Origin of the sequence: Halovivax limisalsi (assembly GCF_023093535.1) — an archaeon.
Taxonomy (GTDB): Archaea; Halobacteriota; Halobacteria; order Halobacteriales; family Natrialbaceae; genus Halovivax; species Halovivax limisalsi.
The window spans coordinates 465,952-480,594 of record NZ_CP095757.1; the positions used below are offsets into that span (position 1 = coordinate 465,952).

General features: G+C 68.9%; 15 protein-coding genes. 12 read left to right on the forward strand and 3 right to left on the reverse strand.

What is annotated here, in order from left to right; translation table 11 throughout:
* Positions 1 to 74: 74 nt before the first annotated feature.
* The 9 genes from MXA07_RS02070 (at position 75) to MXA07_RS02110 (ending at position 9,551) form a co-directional block, all read left to right on the forward strand.
* Positions 75 to 1,301, forward strand: a complete 1,227-nt coding sequence (locus MXA07_RS02070) for an ABC transporter substrate-binding protein (protein WP_247730397.1) — start codon at positions 75 to 77, stop codon at positions 1,299 to 1,301.
* Complete coding sequence (locus MXA07_RS02075) at positions 1,294 to 2,490, forward strand: ABC transporter substrate-binding protein (protein WP_247730398.1); 1,197 nt, start codon at positions 1,294 to 1,296, stop codon at positions 2,488 to 2,490. The genes MXA07_RS02070 and MXA07_RS02075 overlap by 8 nt, the downstream gene beginning before the upstream one ends.
* Positions 2,487 to 3,662 carry an ABC transporter substrate-binding protein gene (locus tag MXA07_RS02080; protein ID WP_247730399.1) on the forward strand — a complete coding sequence of 392 codons (1,176 nt, stop codon included), beginning with the start codon at positions 2,487 to 2,489 and terminating at the stop codon, positions 3,660 to 3,662. Before MXA07_RS02075 ends, MXA07_RS02080 begins: the two co-directional genes overlap by 4 nt.
* A 2-nt stretch (positions 3,663 to 3,664) precedes the next feature.
* The gene (locus MXA07_RS02085) at positions 3,665 to 4,894 is read left to right on the forward strand and encodes an ABC transporter substrate-binding protein (protein WP_247730400.1); all 1,230 of its coding nucleotides are present in this window, start codon (positions 3,665 to 3,667) and stop codon (positions 4,892 to 4,894) included.
* Between the two features lie 2 nt (positions 4,895 to 4,896).
* Positions 4,897 to 6,150 (forward strand): ABC transporter substrate-binding protein, encoded by a 1,254-nt coding sequence (locus tag MXA07_RS02090; RefSeq protein WP_247730401.1) that lies wholly within the window; start codon positions 4,897 to 4,899, stop codon positions 6,148 to 6,150.
* A gap of 118 nt (positions 6,151 to 6,268) precedes the next feature.
* Positions 6,269 to 6,607 carry a hypothetical protein gene (locus MXA07_RS02095; RefSeq protein WP_247730402.1) on the forward strand — a complete coding sequence of 113 codons (339 nt, stop codon included), beginning with the start codon at positions 6,269 to 6,271 and terminating at the stop codon, positions 6,605 to 6,607.
* 98 nt (positions 6,608 to 6,705) lie between these two features.
* On the forward strand, positions 6,706 to 7,125 hold the full coding sequence (locus MXA07_RS02100) for an HIT family protein (protein ID WP_247730403.1): 420 nt from the start codon (positions 6,706 to 6,708) through the stop codon (positions 7,123 to 7,125).
* A 122-nt stretch (positions 7,126 to 7,247) separates the two neighbouring features.
* Entirely contained in the window at positions 7,248 to 7,952 is a 705-nt protein-coding gene (locus tag MXA07_RS02105; RefSeq protein ID WP_247730404.1) for a phosphatase PAP2 family protein, read from the forward strand.
* 150 nt (positions 7,953 to 8,102) lie between these two features.
* Positions 8,103 to 9,551, forward strand: coding sequence for an aldehyde dehydrogenase family protein (locus tag MXA07_RS02110; protein ID WP_247730405.1), 1,449 nt, complete (start codon positions 8,103 to 8,105; stop codon positions 9,549 to 9,551).
* Positions 9,552 to 9,611: 60 nt separating this feature from the next.
* On the opposite strand, the gene MXA07_RS02115 is transcribed toward MXA07_RS02110, so the two are convergent.
* The gene (locus MXA07_RS02115) at positions 9,612 to 9,977 is read right to left on the reverse strand and encodes a hypothetical protein (RefSeq protein WP_247730406.1); all 366 of its coding nucleotides are present in this window, start codon (positions 9,975 to 9,977) and stop codon (positions 9,612 to 9,614) included.
* Between the two features lie 106 nt (positions 9,978 to 10,083).
* Here MXA07_RS02115 and MXA07_RS02120 point away from each other — a divergent pair, with 106 nt between their 5' ends.
* Complete coding sequence (locus tag MXA07_RS02120; protein ID WP_425492186.1) at positions 10,084 to 10,896, forward strand: glycerophosphodiester phosphodiesterase; 813 nt, start codon at positions 10,084 to 10,086, stop codon at positions 10,894 to 10,896.
* Positions 10,897 to 11,073: 177 nt separating this feature from the next.
* Positions 11,074 to 11,313, forward strand: coding sequence for a hypothetical protein (locus tag MXA07_RS02125; RefSeq protein WP_247730408.1), 240 nt, complete (start codon positions 11,074 to 11,076; stop codon positions 11,311 to 11,313).
* Between the two features lie 68 nt (positions 11,314 to 11,381).
* On the opposite strand, the gene MXA07_RS02130 is transcribed toward MXA07_RS02125, so the two are convergent.
* Positions 11,382 to 12,446 (reverse strand): A24 family peptidase, encoded by a 1,065-nt coding sequence (locus MXA07_RS02130; RefSeq protein ID WP_247730409.1) that lies wholly within the window; start codon positions 12,444 to 12,446, stop codon positions 11,382 to 11,384.
* Between the two features lie 346 nt (positions 12,447 to 12,792).
* On the opposite strand from MXA07_RS02130, the gene MXA07_RS02135 reads away from it, so the two are divergent.
* On the forward strand, positions 12,793 to 13,767 hold the full coding sequence (locus MXA07_RS02135) for a phosphotransferase family protein (RefSeq protein ID WP_247730410.1): 975 nt from the start codon (positions 12,793 to 12,795) through the stop codon (positions 13,765 to 13,767).
* 33 nt (positions 13,768 to 13,800) lie between these two features.
* Here MXA07_RS02135 and MXA07_RS02140 read toward each other — a convergent pair whose 3' ends face one another.
* Positions 13,801 to 14,598 (reverse strand): Sjogren's syndrome/scleroderma autoantigen 1 family protein, encoded by a 798-nt coding sequence (locus MXA07_RS02140; RefSeq protein WP_247730411.1) that lies wholly within the window; start codon positions 14,596 to 14,598, stop codon positions 13,801 to 13,803.
* Positions 14,599 to 14,643 lie beyond the last annotated feature (45 nt).

Here is a 14,643-nt window from a genome sequence, read left to right on the forward strand (position 1 = left end):
GCCGCGACTCGTCGTGGCGTTAATTGTCCGATCGAAATCGGAGGAATTACATAGTTTTAGGTGAGCCTAAAAATATGGAACGGACGGGGGGATGTGACCGCGGACGGACGCGACGGACGGCGATCAGGTACTGCGGGGCGGTCGCGGGGGGCGGACTGCTCGCAGGGTGTCTCGGAGAGGGCGACGACGAAGCACCCTCGAATTCGACCGAGCCAGAGCCTGCTACGACCGACTCGGCGGCCGAAGGCGCCGGCTACTCGGTGACGATGTCGCCGGTCGGCACCGTCGAGTTCGAGCGACCGCCGGAGACGGCGACGGTGTACGACGCGACGTGGGCCGACATGCTCGTCGGGCTCGGTCGCGGTGACGCGGTACTGTCGCTCGGGCATCCGGAGAACTTCTACGCCGGCTACTACGACCAGCTCGACGGCGTCTCCTTCGAGCCGGGCGACCTCGCGGCGCTCTACAACGACGGACTCGACAAGGAGCAGTTCTACGAACTCGACGCAGACGTTCACCACCTCGATCCCGTCAATATCGGGTACAGCGGCTGGTCGGGCTGGTCGATGACGGACGTGGACGAAATCGAAGCCCAGGTCGGGCCGTTCGTCGCCAACCGATTGAGTCGCGCGCACGCCGAGCCGCCCGCCGAGTACGACGGCGGCTACGAGTACTACACGCTCTGGGAGCTCACCGAGAAGATCGGGCGGGTCTACCAGAAAGCGGATCGAGCGGCCGAACTGAAGGCGATCCGCGACGAGCTAGTCGCCGACATTACGGCGGCCCTCCCGCCCGCGTCCGAGCGACCGTCGGTCGGGCTGGTCGTGTTCTCGCCGGATACGGACTCGTTCTCGCCCTACAAGATCGACGCGCCGGGCTACGGCAAGGCGCAGTACCGCCCGTTCGACGTCGAGGACGCCTTCGCCGACAGCGACAAGACCTACGCGGAGAACTACGAGGGGAGCTACGACGTCGAGGGCCTCCTCGAGGTCGATCCCGACGTGATTATTCACAACTGGGACATCGAACCGAGCGATCGGACCCGCGCGATGCGTGAGTTCTTCGCGGATGACCCCGTCGCCCGGGAACTCACCGCCGTCCGGACCGACCGCGTCTACGTCGGCGGGACGCCCACCCAGGGCCCGATCACGAACCTCTTCCAGCTCGAGATGACCGCCAAGCAGCTGTTTCCCGAACAGTTCGGCGAGTGGAAGGGCGTCGGCGAACACGACCGAGACGAACGGCTGTTCGATCGCGACCGGCTCGCGTCGGTCATCACCGGGGGTGACGGAAATGCGTGAGGACGGGCCGCACGGGCCGCTGACGCGCAGACAGTACGTGACCTACGGCGGCGCGACCGTCGGCGCCGGAGTGACCGCGGGCTGTCTGGGTGGAGAGTCCGAGACCGACGACCCGACGACCGGTTCGGGCGACGGCGAAGACGGGACGGCGGCGGAGCCGGCCGAATCCGCCGACGGATCCTACTCCGTCACGATGGAGCCGGTCGGCACCGTCGCGTTCGAGCGGGTTCCGGAGACGATCGCGCCGTTTACGGCGGACTACGCGGACATGCTCGTCGCGCTCGGTCACGGGGACGCCGTCGCGACGACCTGGCTCCGCGAGCGCTACAAGACGCGACACTACGACCAGCTCGACGGCGTCTCGATCGATCTCGACAGCCTCACCGAACTGTGGAGCGACGGGGTCTCGAAGGAGCCGTTCTACGAGGTGGACGCCGACCTCCACCTGATGGACCCGCACACCCTGACCGACTGGTTCCAGGCCTGGGACCGATCGGACCTCGCGGAGATCCGCGACACCGTCGCCCCCTTCCTCGGGAACGTCATCTTCCGGCGGACGGACGACTGGCACGACTACCGCTACTACACGCTGTACGAGGCGTTCGAGCGGGTCGCCGAGGTCGTTCAGGAGCGCGAGCGGTTCGAGGCGCTCAGGGACGTCCGCGACGACCTCGTCGCGACCGTCCAGGCGGACCTGCCCGCACCCGACGAGCGGCCGAACGCGGCCCTCGTCTGGGGCGGCGAGCAGCCCGACGAGTTCTTCCCGTACCGCCTGTCCGGGAACGGAGCGAACAAGGAGCACTTCCGCGCGCTCGGGCTTTCGGATGCGTTCGCCGGGACGGGGATCGACGGCCTCTCGACGAGCGATTCGGGGAGCATCGATTACGAGGCGATGCTCGAGGTCGATCCGGATTCGCTCCTGGTCAGGGTCCACGGCGCGGGCCTCTCCCGCGAGGCGTTCGAGGAGCGCGTCGTCGAGTACATGCGCGATCACGAGGTGGGCCGCGAGCTCACGGCCGTACAGAACGACCGGGTGTTCCGCGGCGGGCCGATCTACAGCGGCCCCCTCCACAACCTGTTCATGATCGAGCGGTACGCGACGGCGTACTTCCCCGAGCGGTTCCCCGCGGACGAACTGTTCGACCGCCAGGCCGTATCGGCCATCGTCGACGGAGGGTTCGACGCGTGAGCGAGACTGACGGGGCGGTTCGACGGGTTGCGCCGACGCGCAGACAAACGATCTCGGCCGGCGGGATCGCCGGGGCCTCACTCCTGGCCGGCTGTCTCGGCGACGAAGCGCCCGAAGGTGACGAGGAACCCGCCGGGAATCGCTCCTCGGCGGGCGACGGATCCTACTCGGTCACGATGGAGCCGGTCGGAACCGTCGCGTTCGAGTCCGTCCCCGAGCGCTGGATCGCCTACGATGGCGGCTACGCGGACATGGGCGTCGCGCTCGGGCAGGCCGACGGCATGACCGGCATCGGCGGTGCCGATCGGTACTACACGGACGTCTACGACGAACTGCCGGGCGTGAGCGTCGATCACGACCGGCTCGAGGCGCATCCGGAGGTCCGGACCCGGGAGGAGTTCTACGAACTCGACAACGACGTCCACCTCTACGACCCCGGGATGCTGATCAACTGGTTCGACTGGGACCAGGCAGACGTCGACGAGATCGCGGAGCAGGTCGGCCCGTTCGTCGGAAACCTGATCTTCCGGCGGTCGGACCAGTGGCACGACTACCGCTACTACACGCTCTACGAGGCGTTCGAACGGGTCGCGACGGTGTTCCAGGAGCGCGAGCGATTCGAGGCGTTCGCCGACCTCCACGACGCGTTCGTCGCCGACCTCCAGGCGCAGTTGCCGCCCGCCGACGAGCGCCCGAGCGTCCTGCTCACGTACGACGAGACGGCGACGCCCGACGCGTTCTCGCCGTATCGCCTCAACGATCGCGGGACGAGCAAGAAGCAGTGGCGCGACCTCGGCGTCCAGGACGCGCTCGCGGGCACGGGCGTCGAGAATCTGAGCACGACCGATCGCGGCAAACTCGACTACGAGGCGTTGCTCGAACTCGACCCGGACGTGATCCTCCTTCGCGGCCACGAGCGAACGTCCGCCGCGCAGTTCCGCGACGAGATCGTCCCGTACATGGCGGAGCACCCCGTCGGCGGCGAGCTGACCGCCGTCGAGAACGGGCGCGTCTACCGCGGCGGCTACCTCCACCAGGGTCCGATCCACAACCTCTTTCTCACAGAGCGGGCGGCGAAACAGCTCTACCCCGACGTGTTCGGCGACGTGACCGACGATACGGAACTGTTCGACCGGCAGCGGGTTGCAGACATCGTCACCGGAGAGATCTGAGCATGAACGACGACACCACCGACGCGACTCGAACGGGTGTACCGACGCGACGAGACGCGATCGCGTCCGGCGGCGCGGTCGTCGGCGGGCTGCTGGCCGGTTGTATCGGTGCGGACGGGAGCGGGGACGGCGACAGCGAGGCCGCGCCGACAGAGACGGGAACCGACGGCGGAAGCGAAGTGGCCGAGGACGGGGGCTACAGCGTTTCGATCTCGCCCGTGGGCGAGGTCAGCTTCGAGGAGCCCCCGGAGCGCGTCTATACGGGGTTGCCGAATACCGCGGACATGGCGATCGCCGCGGGGCAAGCCGAGGGGATCACCTCGGTCTACTTCCCCGAATACCACGGAACCCTGCTGAACAACTTCTACGAACGGCTTGACGGCGTCTCGTTCGAGTGGGACGGGCTCACCGATTCGTGGAAGCTCGACAAAGAGGGCTTCTACGAACTCGACAGCGACGTCCACCTCACCGATCCGGCCTACGCGTCGACCCTGGAGACCATTGACGCCGACGACGTCGCGGAGATCGGCGAGGAGATCGCGCCGTGGATCGGCAACTACTACAGCAACACGCACTCGACGCCGCCGACGAAGTGGGCGGACGATTACCAGTACTACGGACTCTGGGAGATATTCGAGACCGTCGCGAGCGTGTTTCGGTCCACGGAGCGCTATCGGGCCCTGCACGAGGAGTACCGGAACCTCCGCTCGACGATCGAAGCGGGGCTGCCCCCGAGCGACGAGCGGCCGACCGTCGCCCTCACGTTTCCGACCGAAGACAGCATTGGGATCTTCCACCTGAACGCGCCGGGATTCCTCGCCGCTCACACCCGGCCGCTCGGTGCCGTCGACGCGTTCGCCGATGCGGAATTCGAGCAAACCGCCCAGATCGACATGGAGGCGATGGCGGAGGCGGACCCAGACGTGATCCTCGCCCTGTTCCGGCTGGCGTCCGGGTACAGCATCGAAGCGACGAGAGATCGCTTCGAGACCGATCCGGTCGGACGGACGATATCGGCCGTGGAGGCCGGCCGGATATTCTCACAGGGGATCAGGTATCAGGGGCCGATCACCACCCTCTTCCAGCTCGAAATGACAGCCAAGCAACTGTATCCTGACCGCTTCGGGGAGTGGCCGGGATACGTCGACGGCGAACCGTACCCGGAACTACCCGAAGCCGAGCGACTGTTCGACCGGCAGCGGGTTGCAGACATCGTCACCGGAGAGATCTGAGCATGAACGACGACACCAACGACGCGAATCGATCGGCGGCACCGACGCGCAGAGAGACGATCACCTACGGCGGCGCGGTCGCCATCGGCGGGCTGCTGGCCGGCTGTATCGGTTCGGACGGAAGCGGAGACGGCGAGGAGACGCCGAACGAGACGGCGGCGGGACCGGACGAGGCGGCCGACCCGGACGGGGAGACGGCATCCGGATCGACGTCCTACGAGGCCTGCATCGAGCCGGCGGGTTGTCAGACGTTCGAGGCGGTCCCCGAGACCTACATCGTGAACAACGGCGAGTGGGCCGACATGGCCTTCGCGCTCGGCCAGCGCGAGGGCTTTCTGACGGCGACGAACATGATCCCGGGGTTCCTGTTCGAACCGTTCGGGCTCGACGTCCCGCCCGAGGACGAAACCACGTCGCTCTCGGCGGCCGACTGGGACAAGGAGATCTTCTACGAACTGGATCCCGACGTCATCCTGATGGATCCGACGTACATGCACGAGACGGGCTGGGACGACGCCTGGGACGAGGCTGATACCGAGGAGCTCGCCGAACACGTCGCGCCGTTCTTCGGCAACAACATCCTTCGCCGGCGCGAGTTCCACGACTACCGGCTCTACACGCTGTACGAGGCGTTCGAACGGCTCGCCGACCTCTTCCAGGAACGCGAGCGCTACGAAGCGCTCGCGGCCGTCCACGAGGACGTCCAGCAGACGGTGCGGGCGCGGCTCCCGCCCGAAGCCGACCGCCCGTCGATCGCGCTCGTCAACAGCGCCTCCGACCCCGCCGAGGGGACGTTCTATCCGATGAACACGCAGGTCGAGGGCGTGGAGATGAAACCCTACCGGGACCTGGGCATCGAGAGCGCGTTCCCCGACTCGATGGTCGACGCGGGAACCATCGACTACGAGCAACTGCTCGAGGTCGACCCCGAGATCATCGTCGTCCACTGGGGGATCGGCACGACCGGCGAGACGGACGGCTTCTCCGCGGCGGCGTTCCGCGAGCGGTACGTCACCCCGATGGCCGAAGACGCCGTCGGCAGCCAGCTCACGGCCGTCCGGAACGACGCCGTCTTTCCCGGCGCCTTCGGCTCGCAGGGGCCGCTCGTGAACCTGCTCCAGACCGAGCTGGTCGCCCGGCAGCTGTACCCCGAGACGTTCGGCGCGTTCGATCCGGATCGCTTCCCCGACGTTCCGGCGGACGATCGGCTGTTCGACCGCCAACGGGTGAGAGACATCGTCGACGGCGAGGTCTGAACAAGACCCCGCTGAAACCGCCTCGTGACGGGTTGAGACGATCGGTGACGCGATTTCGGACGGGATCGGCGACGAGCACGAACCGTGCATTTATTGCGGAATTCGGTGACAGGTACGTATGCGCAGGCGCCGGATGCAGGGACTGATCGGCGGCTTCGCCGTCGTGGTGGTCGGCTGCCTCTTGGTCGGTCGGTGGGAGCTCCTGCTCCCGTTTTCCCTCGCGCTCGTCGTCTGGACGCGCCTGCTCGGTCGGTACGGGCCAACGGACGTCGTCCTGTCCGCACTGGCCATCCCGTGCGTACTCGCTCCGGCGGTCGCCGCCATCGACGCGCTCGGAAACGGGCCCGGGGTCGACTGGGTGGGTGCCGTGTCGGTCGCGACCGCCGCGCTGTTGTCCCTCGCAGTCCTCGTCGACGGGGTGATCGTGAATATCGGAACCGGTGCGTCGAATCGATGAGTGCGATGACCGATGAGTTCGACGACGGAGGGCGGTTCGAACGTCCGACCGCCGTCTCGCGGGTAACCTTCATACGCCGCGGTGACACAGCCTTCCACATGTCCACGATATTCAGCCAGATCGTCGACGGGGAGATCCCCGCCCGCGTCGTCTACGAGGACGAGGCCACGTTCGCCTTTCTCGACGCGAACCCGCTCGCGCCGGGCCACACGCTCGTCATCCCGAAGGAAGAGTACGAACGGTTGAACGACGTCCCCGAGGACGTCGCGTCGGCCCTCTACGCGACGATCCACGCCCTCGTCCCCGCCGTCGAGGACGCGGTCGACGCCGACGCGAGCACCGTCGCGTTCAACAACGGCGAGGCGGCCGGCCAGGAGGTCCCACACGTTCACTGTCACATCGTCCCGCGGTTCGAGGGCGACGGCGGCGGCCCGATTCACGCGATCGCCGGGGAGACGCCCGACCTCTCGGACGGCGAACTGGACGAAATCGCAAGTGACATCGAAACCCGGGTGTGAACGGCACTGCCCGCTCTCGCCTCGTCCGAGCGAAATCTCGCGGCGCGGTCGGCCGTCGAGTTGTCGGCCCGCCGCGCCGTCGATGCAAGGAATTTTGATCCTCCCGCGACGCCATCACCGGTATGACCCGAGGCGTCGGCGAACACGCGCTGATCCGGGAGACGCTGCCGGACTGGCTGGCCGTCCTCTTCGGGCTCGTAACCCAGCTCGGCGACACCTGGTTCCTCCTCGTCCTGCTCGCGGTCCTCTTCTGGCGGGCGCGTCCCAGTCGGTCCGGCGTCGCGTTCGTCACCGGCGCCTGGCTCGCCGGCATCGGACTCTACCGCGGCCTCAAGGTGACGCTCGCGCTCCCCAGGCCGGCGGCGACGCCGCTGGACCCCCAGACACTGCCGACCGCCGTCGAGACGCTCTACCAACTCACCGCGTTCGGCGCCGGCTACGGCTTCCCGAGCGGCCACGCCGTCAACTCGACGGTCGTCTACGTCGGCCTCGCGACCGTCTGGACCGCCTGCACCGTCCGGCGGCGGTACGGGGTCGCCGGCGCGATCGTCCTCGGCGTCACCACCTCGCGGATCGTCCTCGGGCTGCACTTCCTGGTCGACGTCGTCGTCGGCGCCGGGCTTGCCCTCGGCCTCCTGGCCGGGATCCGCGCGCTCGGCCGGCACGTCGGATCCGACACGCCGACCGTCGCCTTCGCGACGGCGGTTCCGTTCGCGGGATTCTACGCGGTCGCGAGCGGGGGAACTCTCGAATCGATCGCGCTCGCCGTCGCCGCGGTCGGCGGCCTGATCGGGTGGCGCCGGTACCGATCGAGGCTCGACGACTAGGCCGAGGCCCTCGAAAACAGACCACGACGGAGACCGATCCGCGGGCACGAATTACAGGATCAAATGAACGCAATTATCGGCCAGGAGCGCGTACCGGCTCGCATCGAGGCCGATCGGCGGCGACGATCGGCCCGACGCACGTGATCAACTATGGCATTCGAAATTCACGATCGGTACCAGCTGTTCGTCGACGGCGCGTTCGTCGACGCGGCCGACGGCGAGACGCGCGAGACGATCGATCCCGCGACCGGCGAGCCCATCGCCACCGTCGCTGAGGCGACCGCGACCGACGTCGATCGGGCCGTCGAGGCGGCCGCGGCGGCCCAGCCCGAGTGGGCGGCCACGTCCGCGGCCGAGCGCGGACGAATCCTCCAGCGCGTCGCTCGCTCGGTTCGCGAACACGCCGACGAACTGGCCGAACTCGAGAGTCGCGACCAGGGCAAGCCGGTGTCGCAGGCCCACCACGACGTCGAGGGCGTCGCCCGCTTCTTCGAGTACTACGGCGGCGCCGCCGACAAGCTCGAGGGCCGGACAGCGCCGACGGGCGCCGACAAGCTCGCGTTCACCGAGCGCGAACCCTACGGGGTGAGCGGCCAGATCGTCCCGTGGAACTTCCCCGTCAACCTGACCGCGCGCGGCGTGGCGCCGGCGCTGGCGGCCGGCAACGCCGTCGTCGTCAAGGCGGCGCCGACGACGCCGCTCTCGGCGCTCCGGCTGGCCGAGCTGGCGAGCGAGGCGGGCGTCCCCGACGGCGCGCTCAACGTGCTGACCGGCGGCGCCGAGCCCGGCGAGGCCCTCTCGGATCACGGCGACGTCGACGTCCTGACGTTCACCGGCAGCGTGCCGACGGGGCAGGCAGTGATGCAGTCCGCGGCGGAGACGATCACGCCCGTGACGCTCGAACTCGGCGGGAAGAACGCCGCGATCGTCACGCCGGAGGCCGACCTCGGCTCGGCGGTCTTCTGGACCTCGATCGGCATCTTCACGAACGGCGGCCAGATCTGCTCGGCGGCCGACCGCGCCGTCGTCCACGAGTCGATCTACGACGACTTCGTCGAGAGCGTCGTCGACCGCGCGGAGTCGTACGACCTCGGCCCTGGCGTCGAGGATCCGGGAATGGGGCCGCTCAACCACGAATCGCACTACGAGAGCGTCCTGGAGTACATCGACGTCGGCGTGAACGAGGGCGCGACGCTCGCGACGGGCGGCGAGGCGGCCGACCGCGAGGGCTTCTTCGTCGAGCCGACGGTCTTCACCGACGTCGAGCCCGACATGCGCATCGCCCAGGAGGAGATCTTCGGCCCCGTGCTGACGGTCATCCCATACGGCGATCCTGCCGAGGCCGTCGACATCGCAAACGGCGTCGAGTACGGCCTCACCGGCGGCGTCTTCTCGCAGGACGTCGACGAGGCGCTCTCGCTCGCCCGCCGCGTCGACGCGGGCACCGTCTACGTCAACGAGTGGTTCGGCGGCACGCCCGAGACGCCCTTCGGCGGGACGAAGAAGAGCGGGATCGGTCGCGAGAAGGGACTCGAGGCCCTCGACGCGTACCTCCAGACGAAGTCGATCACCGTCAACCTGGACGATCCGACGGCCTGAGCTGACCGAGAGGTCTCACGCCCGATCCGAATTCGTCCACGCCGAGTCCGCGGGGTTCGGTCACGCACGACTGGCGTCCCGGCGCTCGCGAACGCACCTGGCGCCGGCGACGCAGAGGACGCTCACCGCGTAGTAGAACGCGAGCAGCAGCGCGAGGATGACGCCGTGGCGCAGGACCGGGAGCGCGAACAGGATCTCGAGGCCGAGGGGGTCGAAGAAGACGGCGCGCATCGCGGCGATCGGATAGTAGACGGTGTACCGGAAGCCGACCTCGAAGATCGTCTGGAGGGGCCCTCTCACGGGAACGAAGGGGCGAAACGAGTTGACCATCATCGCCGCCGGACCGACGGCGATGACGACGAACAGCGCCACCGTTCGCCGATCGCCAGCGGTTCGTCGCAGTCGTGCGCGCACCCCCTCTCGCATCGCTTCGATCACGGCCCCCTTTGTTACCGGAGGTATATGTCAGTTATGGAATCGGTATCGGGACCGAACGAACGCGTTAACTTGATAGACTACTAACTTGCGGGGGATGCCCTCCAGAATTCCACGTCGACTCGCCGCTTCCCGGCGGTCGTTCCTCGCCGGAGCGGGCGCCGCCATTGCGGGCGGCTCGGCGCTCGGTCCCGTACTCCACAGGGGTGAATTACCGGGATCTCCCCCGTCGATCGTCGGCCATCGGGGCGCCGGCGGTCTCGCGCCGCCGAACACGATGGCGGCGATCGAGGCCGGGCTCGAGGCCGGCGTCGACGGGATCGAACTCGACGTCTGGCGAACCCTCGACGGCGAGTTGCTCCTCTTTCACGACGCCGTCCTCAACTGGGAGTCCTCGGCCGAGGGGCTGATCGAGTCGACGGCCTGGGGCGAGATCGAGGGCGAGACGATCGGCGGGGAACCGCTGATCCGGCTGCCGCGCGCGCTCGAGCGCCTGGCGGCGGCCGACGTCGACGTCTACGTCGAGCTCAAGGCGCCCGGCTTCGAGGAGGAGGTGATCGAAACCGTCGAATCGTACGGCCTGCGCGATCGGCTGACGATCATCTCGTTCGATCGGGCCGCCCTCGAACCGGTCCGCGAGACGGACGTTCCGATCGGCCTGGTCGGGACGGTCCCCTCGGGCGGCCTGGTCGAGGCGGCCGTCGACCTCGGCGCCGCGTCCGTCTTCAGCCACTACACCCCCCACGCGATCGGGTCGTATATCGACGAAGCGGCCGAGGCCGGGCTCACGACCGGGATCTGGAAATTGGTCGAAACCAGTGGGACGCTGCACGATTCGCTCGAAGCCGGGCCGGACGTCTTCGTGACGAACTACCCGGACCAGGCGATCGAACTCCTCGGCAGCCAGTAATATCGGCCGAACGAGGGCCCGCAGCGAGTACGCGGCGGGATGCGTGTCGGACGGGGACGCGGCGTGAGAGGGTATCGGACGCGCAGTCGTGATGCGCCGTGGCGATCGAAGACGATCGGCGCGTCGCCGCCGGCCGCGTGCCGTCACCGTTTTGGCGTCGCTCCGCCACGATCGACCATGTTCGTCGCTTCGATCGTGGCCGACTTCCGCCGGTACCCGGTCGCGGCCACCCTCGAGTACGGCAGCCTGGCGGTCTGCGTCGGCCTGCTCGTCGGGCTCGTCGCCGCGTTCGCCACCGGCCTGCCGGGCTATCCCGGCGGCATCTGGCTCGCCGTCACCGTCGCGGGCGCGGCGTTCGTCTGCTTCTGGACCGTCGTCTGGCCGCTGTACGAGCGCGTCAGCGGCGAGACCGAGTGATCCGGCTGGAAGAGATCGAATCTTCCGCGAGGCCGGTCGGCTTCGCGGATCGGTCGATACGACGGCCCTCAGACGAGGAGCGAGACCAGCAGATCGCCGTAGACGAGCGCGATCACCAGTCCGGCGAGCAGCGGGAGGAGAAACGGCGTTCCCGGCGAGACCCAGGCGGTTTCGGTTTCGGCGAGGACGTCGAGGCCGTCGCGAAGTTGCTCCGGCGACGTGCCGTAGGCCGAGCCGTCGATCGAGTCGAGGAAGGCGTCGGCGCCCCAGGGATCGGTCACCGCGTCGGTCGACGCGTCGACGACCACGTCGTCGGTCACATCGACGTTCTCGCCGATGGCGGCCCCATCGTTCGCCTCGGGTTCATCGGTCGCCCCGGTCTCGGCCCCACCGTCGGTGGCCGGCCGCTCGACGTCGACGGCGCCGTCCGTCGGCGGGTTCGGCTCCGCGGGGAGCGACGCGGGATCGCGGTAGCGGTCCGGGTCCGCTCGAACGTCCGACAGCGTCAGGCCGCGCCAGCGGAGGTACATCCGGAGCGCGTCGAGATCGAGGCCGGAGAGCGTGGTGCCCGTCGGGGTTTCGAGCAGTCGGCCGTGGGTCGTCTCGACTCGCTCCGCGGAAACGGGCCACCCGAGGATCATCGCGGGCGTGAACCGGCCGGCGAGGGCGTTCCGGATCGCCAGCCCGACCGGGACCGCGAGCCCCACGAGCACGCCGTTGGCCAGGATCGACAGCGAGAACGGCAGCAACTCGTCGCCGCCGGCCAGCGGGAACGTCACGCCGACGAGTTCGTAGCTCGGAACGACGGGAAACACCATCGCGAGGATCATCACCGCCTTCGCGTCGGCGCCGCCGAAACCGCCGAACCACCAGAAGAGGTAGGCGAGCGCCACGACGAAGCCGAGACTCGTCGCCGCGGGCAGCAGGAACGCCTGCCAGGTGTGGACGTCCGCCGCGTAGGCGGTCCACCCGTCCCAGACCAGCAGGACCGCCCCGAGGACGCCGAGCGGGATCCAGGCCTCGCTCGGCACCCGGCGAGTCCTGACGTCGAGGACGGCCGCCCAGACGAAGACCGGCAGCGCGAGCAGGCGCAGGAGGTCGGGAACGGACGCCGAGACGAACGCGAGTGTCACGAGCGCCCATCTGCGCGCCACTCGTGTTAGTGTTTCGGGGCGACGTCGACGCGGGTCGACCGCGCCGACCGGTCGGCGTTTCCACTGCGTCGCCACGTGTTCGTCCCGCCGGTTTCGCTCCGAACACTCCACGCGCGGCGCGCATCGAAGCGATCGCCTCAGCGACGGCGGACCAGATCGCCATCCGGCGTCGGCTCGAATGGAGAGGGCGTCGTGATGCCGAACCACGGCATCAGGAGGGAACGCGTTTCGGTCGAATCGAGCGGGCGCAAACCCATCAAAGGTCCAATGTGGATGGCCAGTATCGCCAGAGCTTCTATCCCCCGTTGTCTGTCTGTATCCGAGCATGAACGACCGTACGCCGGCCGAGTTACGGGCGCGAGCGGCCGACGTCGAGGTGCGAGAGGTGCTCCACGCCGTCCCGCCACACGACGTCTTCGAGGTCGAAGTCGACGGCCGACGCGCCGTCTGCAAGGTGTCGGTCGACGAGCGCGGAGCGGCCGGCGTGGAGGGGCGCACCCTCCGGCGAGTCGATCGCGAGACGTCGGTGCCGGTACCGGAGATACTCGACGTCGGTTCGAACTGGTTCCTCGCCGCCTATCGTGGCGACGCACCCGAAGAGCCGCCCGACGACGACCGGGTCCTCGAGACGGCGTGGCTCCGCGCGGCGGGTCGCACCCTCGCGACGCTCCACGAGGACGCGCGGTTCGACCGACCGGGGCTGCTCGCAATCGACGGCGATCCATCGGATCCGGCGAGCGGTCTCCGGGTCGACGCGCCGTCGGGGGCGACCTGGCCGGACGCGCTCGACGACCTACTCGCGATTTACGAACGAAGCGTCGCGGGAACGGGCTACGCCGATGCGATCGTCGAGGTTCGCGACTTTCTGTCCGCCCACGCCGAACGCTTCGCCGCGCTCGAGGGCACGACGGCGTCGCTGCTCCACGGCTGGTTCACGCCGGACCACGTCGCCGTCGCCGGCGGCGAAGCGACCTGCGTCATCGACTTCGAGCACGCGCTCGCGGGGAACCCGGAGTGGGACTACTGGCGGACGGCAATCGCGCTGTTCCGGGCCGGCGGCTGGGACGGCCCTGACGACGCCGAATCGACCTTCCGCGACGCCTACGAGTCCGTCCGGCCGCTACCGACGGGGTTCGACGAGCGCGCCGACGCCTATCGGGCCTTCGTCGCGGCCTCGCACCTCGACTCGCTCGCGACCCAGCGCGGGATCGACGACGAGACGCGGGAGGTAGCGGCGTTCCTGTCGACGCACGTCACGGAGGCGGTCGATAACTGCCGAGAATCGTGGGCGGACGGGTGACGCGGGCCGCCGCCACCAAAAATCAGGCCTGGGTCACCGACGTAGCGCGCCCAGCGCGTCCGCGGCCTCGCGGGCCGCCTCGAGACACTCGCGAGCGTAGCGCGGATCGTCGGTCGCGGCCGCCTCGCGGGCGAAACGCTCCAGCGCGACGGTCAGGGACTCGCGTGCACTTCCGAGGTCGCCCTTCGCCGGGGCCCGGGGACCGTCTTCTGCGTCGAACGACGAATGCCGATCGGCCCGGGGATCGGCCCCGTCACCGGTCGCGTTCGGCGTCCGGGGCGAGCGTCCCGCGTCCGGGTTCGTCGGCGAGTTCGACGGCTCGAACGAGCGGTCGTCGGCCGCACCGTTCCGGCCACCGGTCTCCCCGGCGTCGGCGATCGACGCGCCGGCATCGCGGGGCGAGCCCGTGTCGTCGGTGGCCGGCGCGGCATCGCTGTCGGTCGGTGCGACGGTGCCGTCGGCTCGCGGTGTGCCCGCATCGGCCGATTCGCCGTCGTCAGCGGCCGGCGGGGCGTCGGACGGCGCGGTTCCGGCCGCCGGCGGCTGGCGCCCGTCGGCGTCGGGGTCGTCGCCCTGGCCCTCCGCCGGGACGGACGCATCGACGCCCTCGGGCCCGCCGTGGCAGGTCGGACAGAAGTTGACGCCGTTCTGGCGGAAGATCGGGTCGCCGCAGGTGCCGCAGTGGCCGTTCGTCATCGTCGCGCCCTTCAGCAGGAGGTCGCTCATCCGCCGGGTCGACTCGCGCTTTTGCTCGTCCCGTTCGTACTTCTCGCGAAGCTCCTCACGGAGGGCTTCCTTGTCGATGCCGCCGTCGTCCTCCGTCTCGCTCATACGCGTGCAAATGGGCCGGAGCGTCGAAAAGGCTGCGACCCGCGA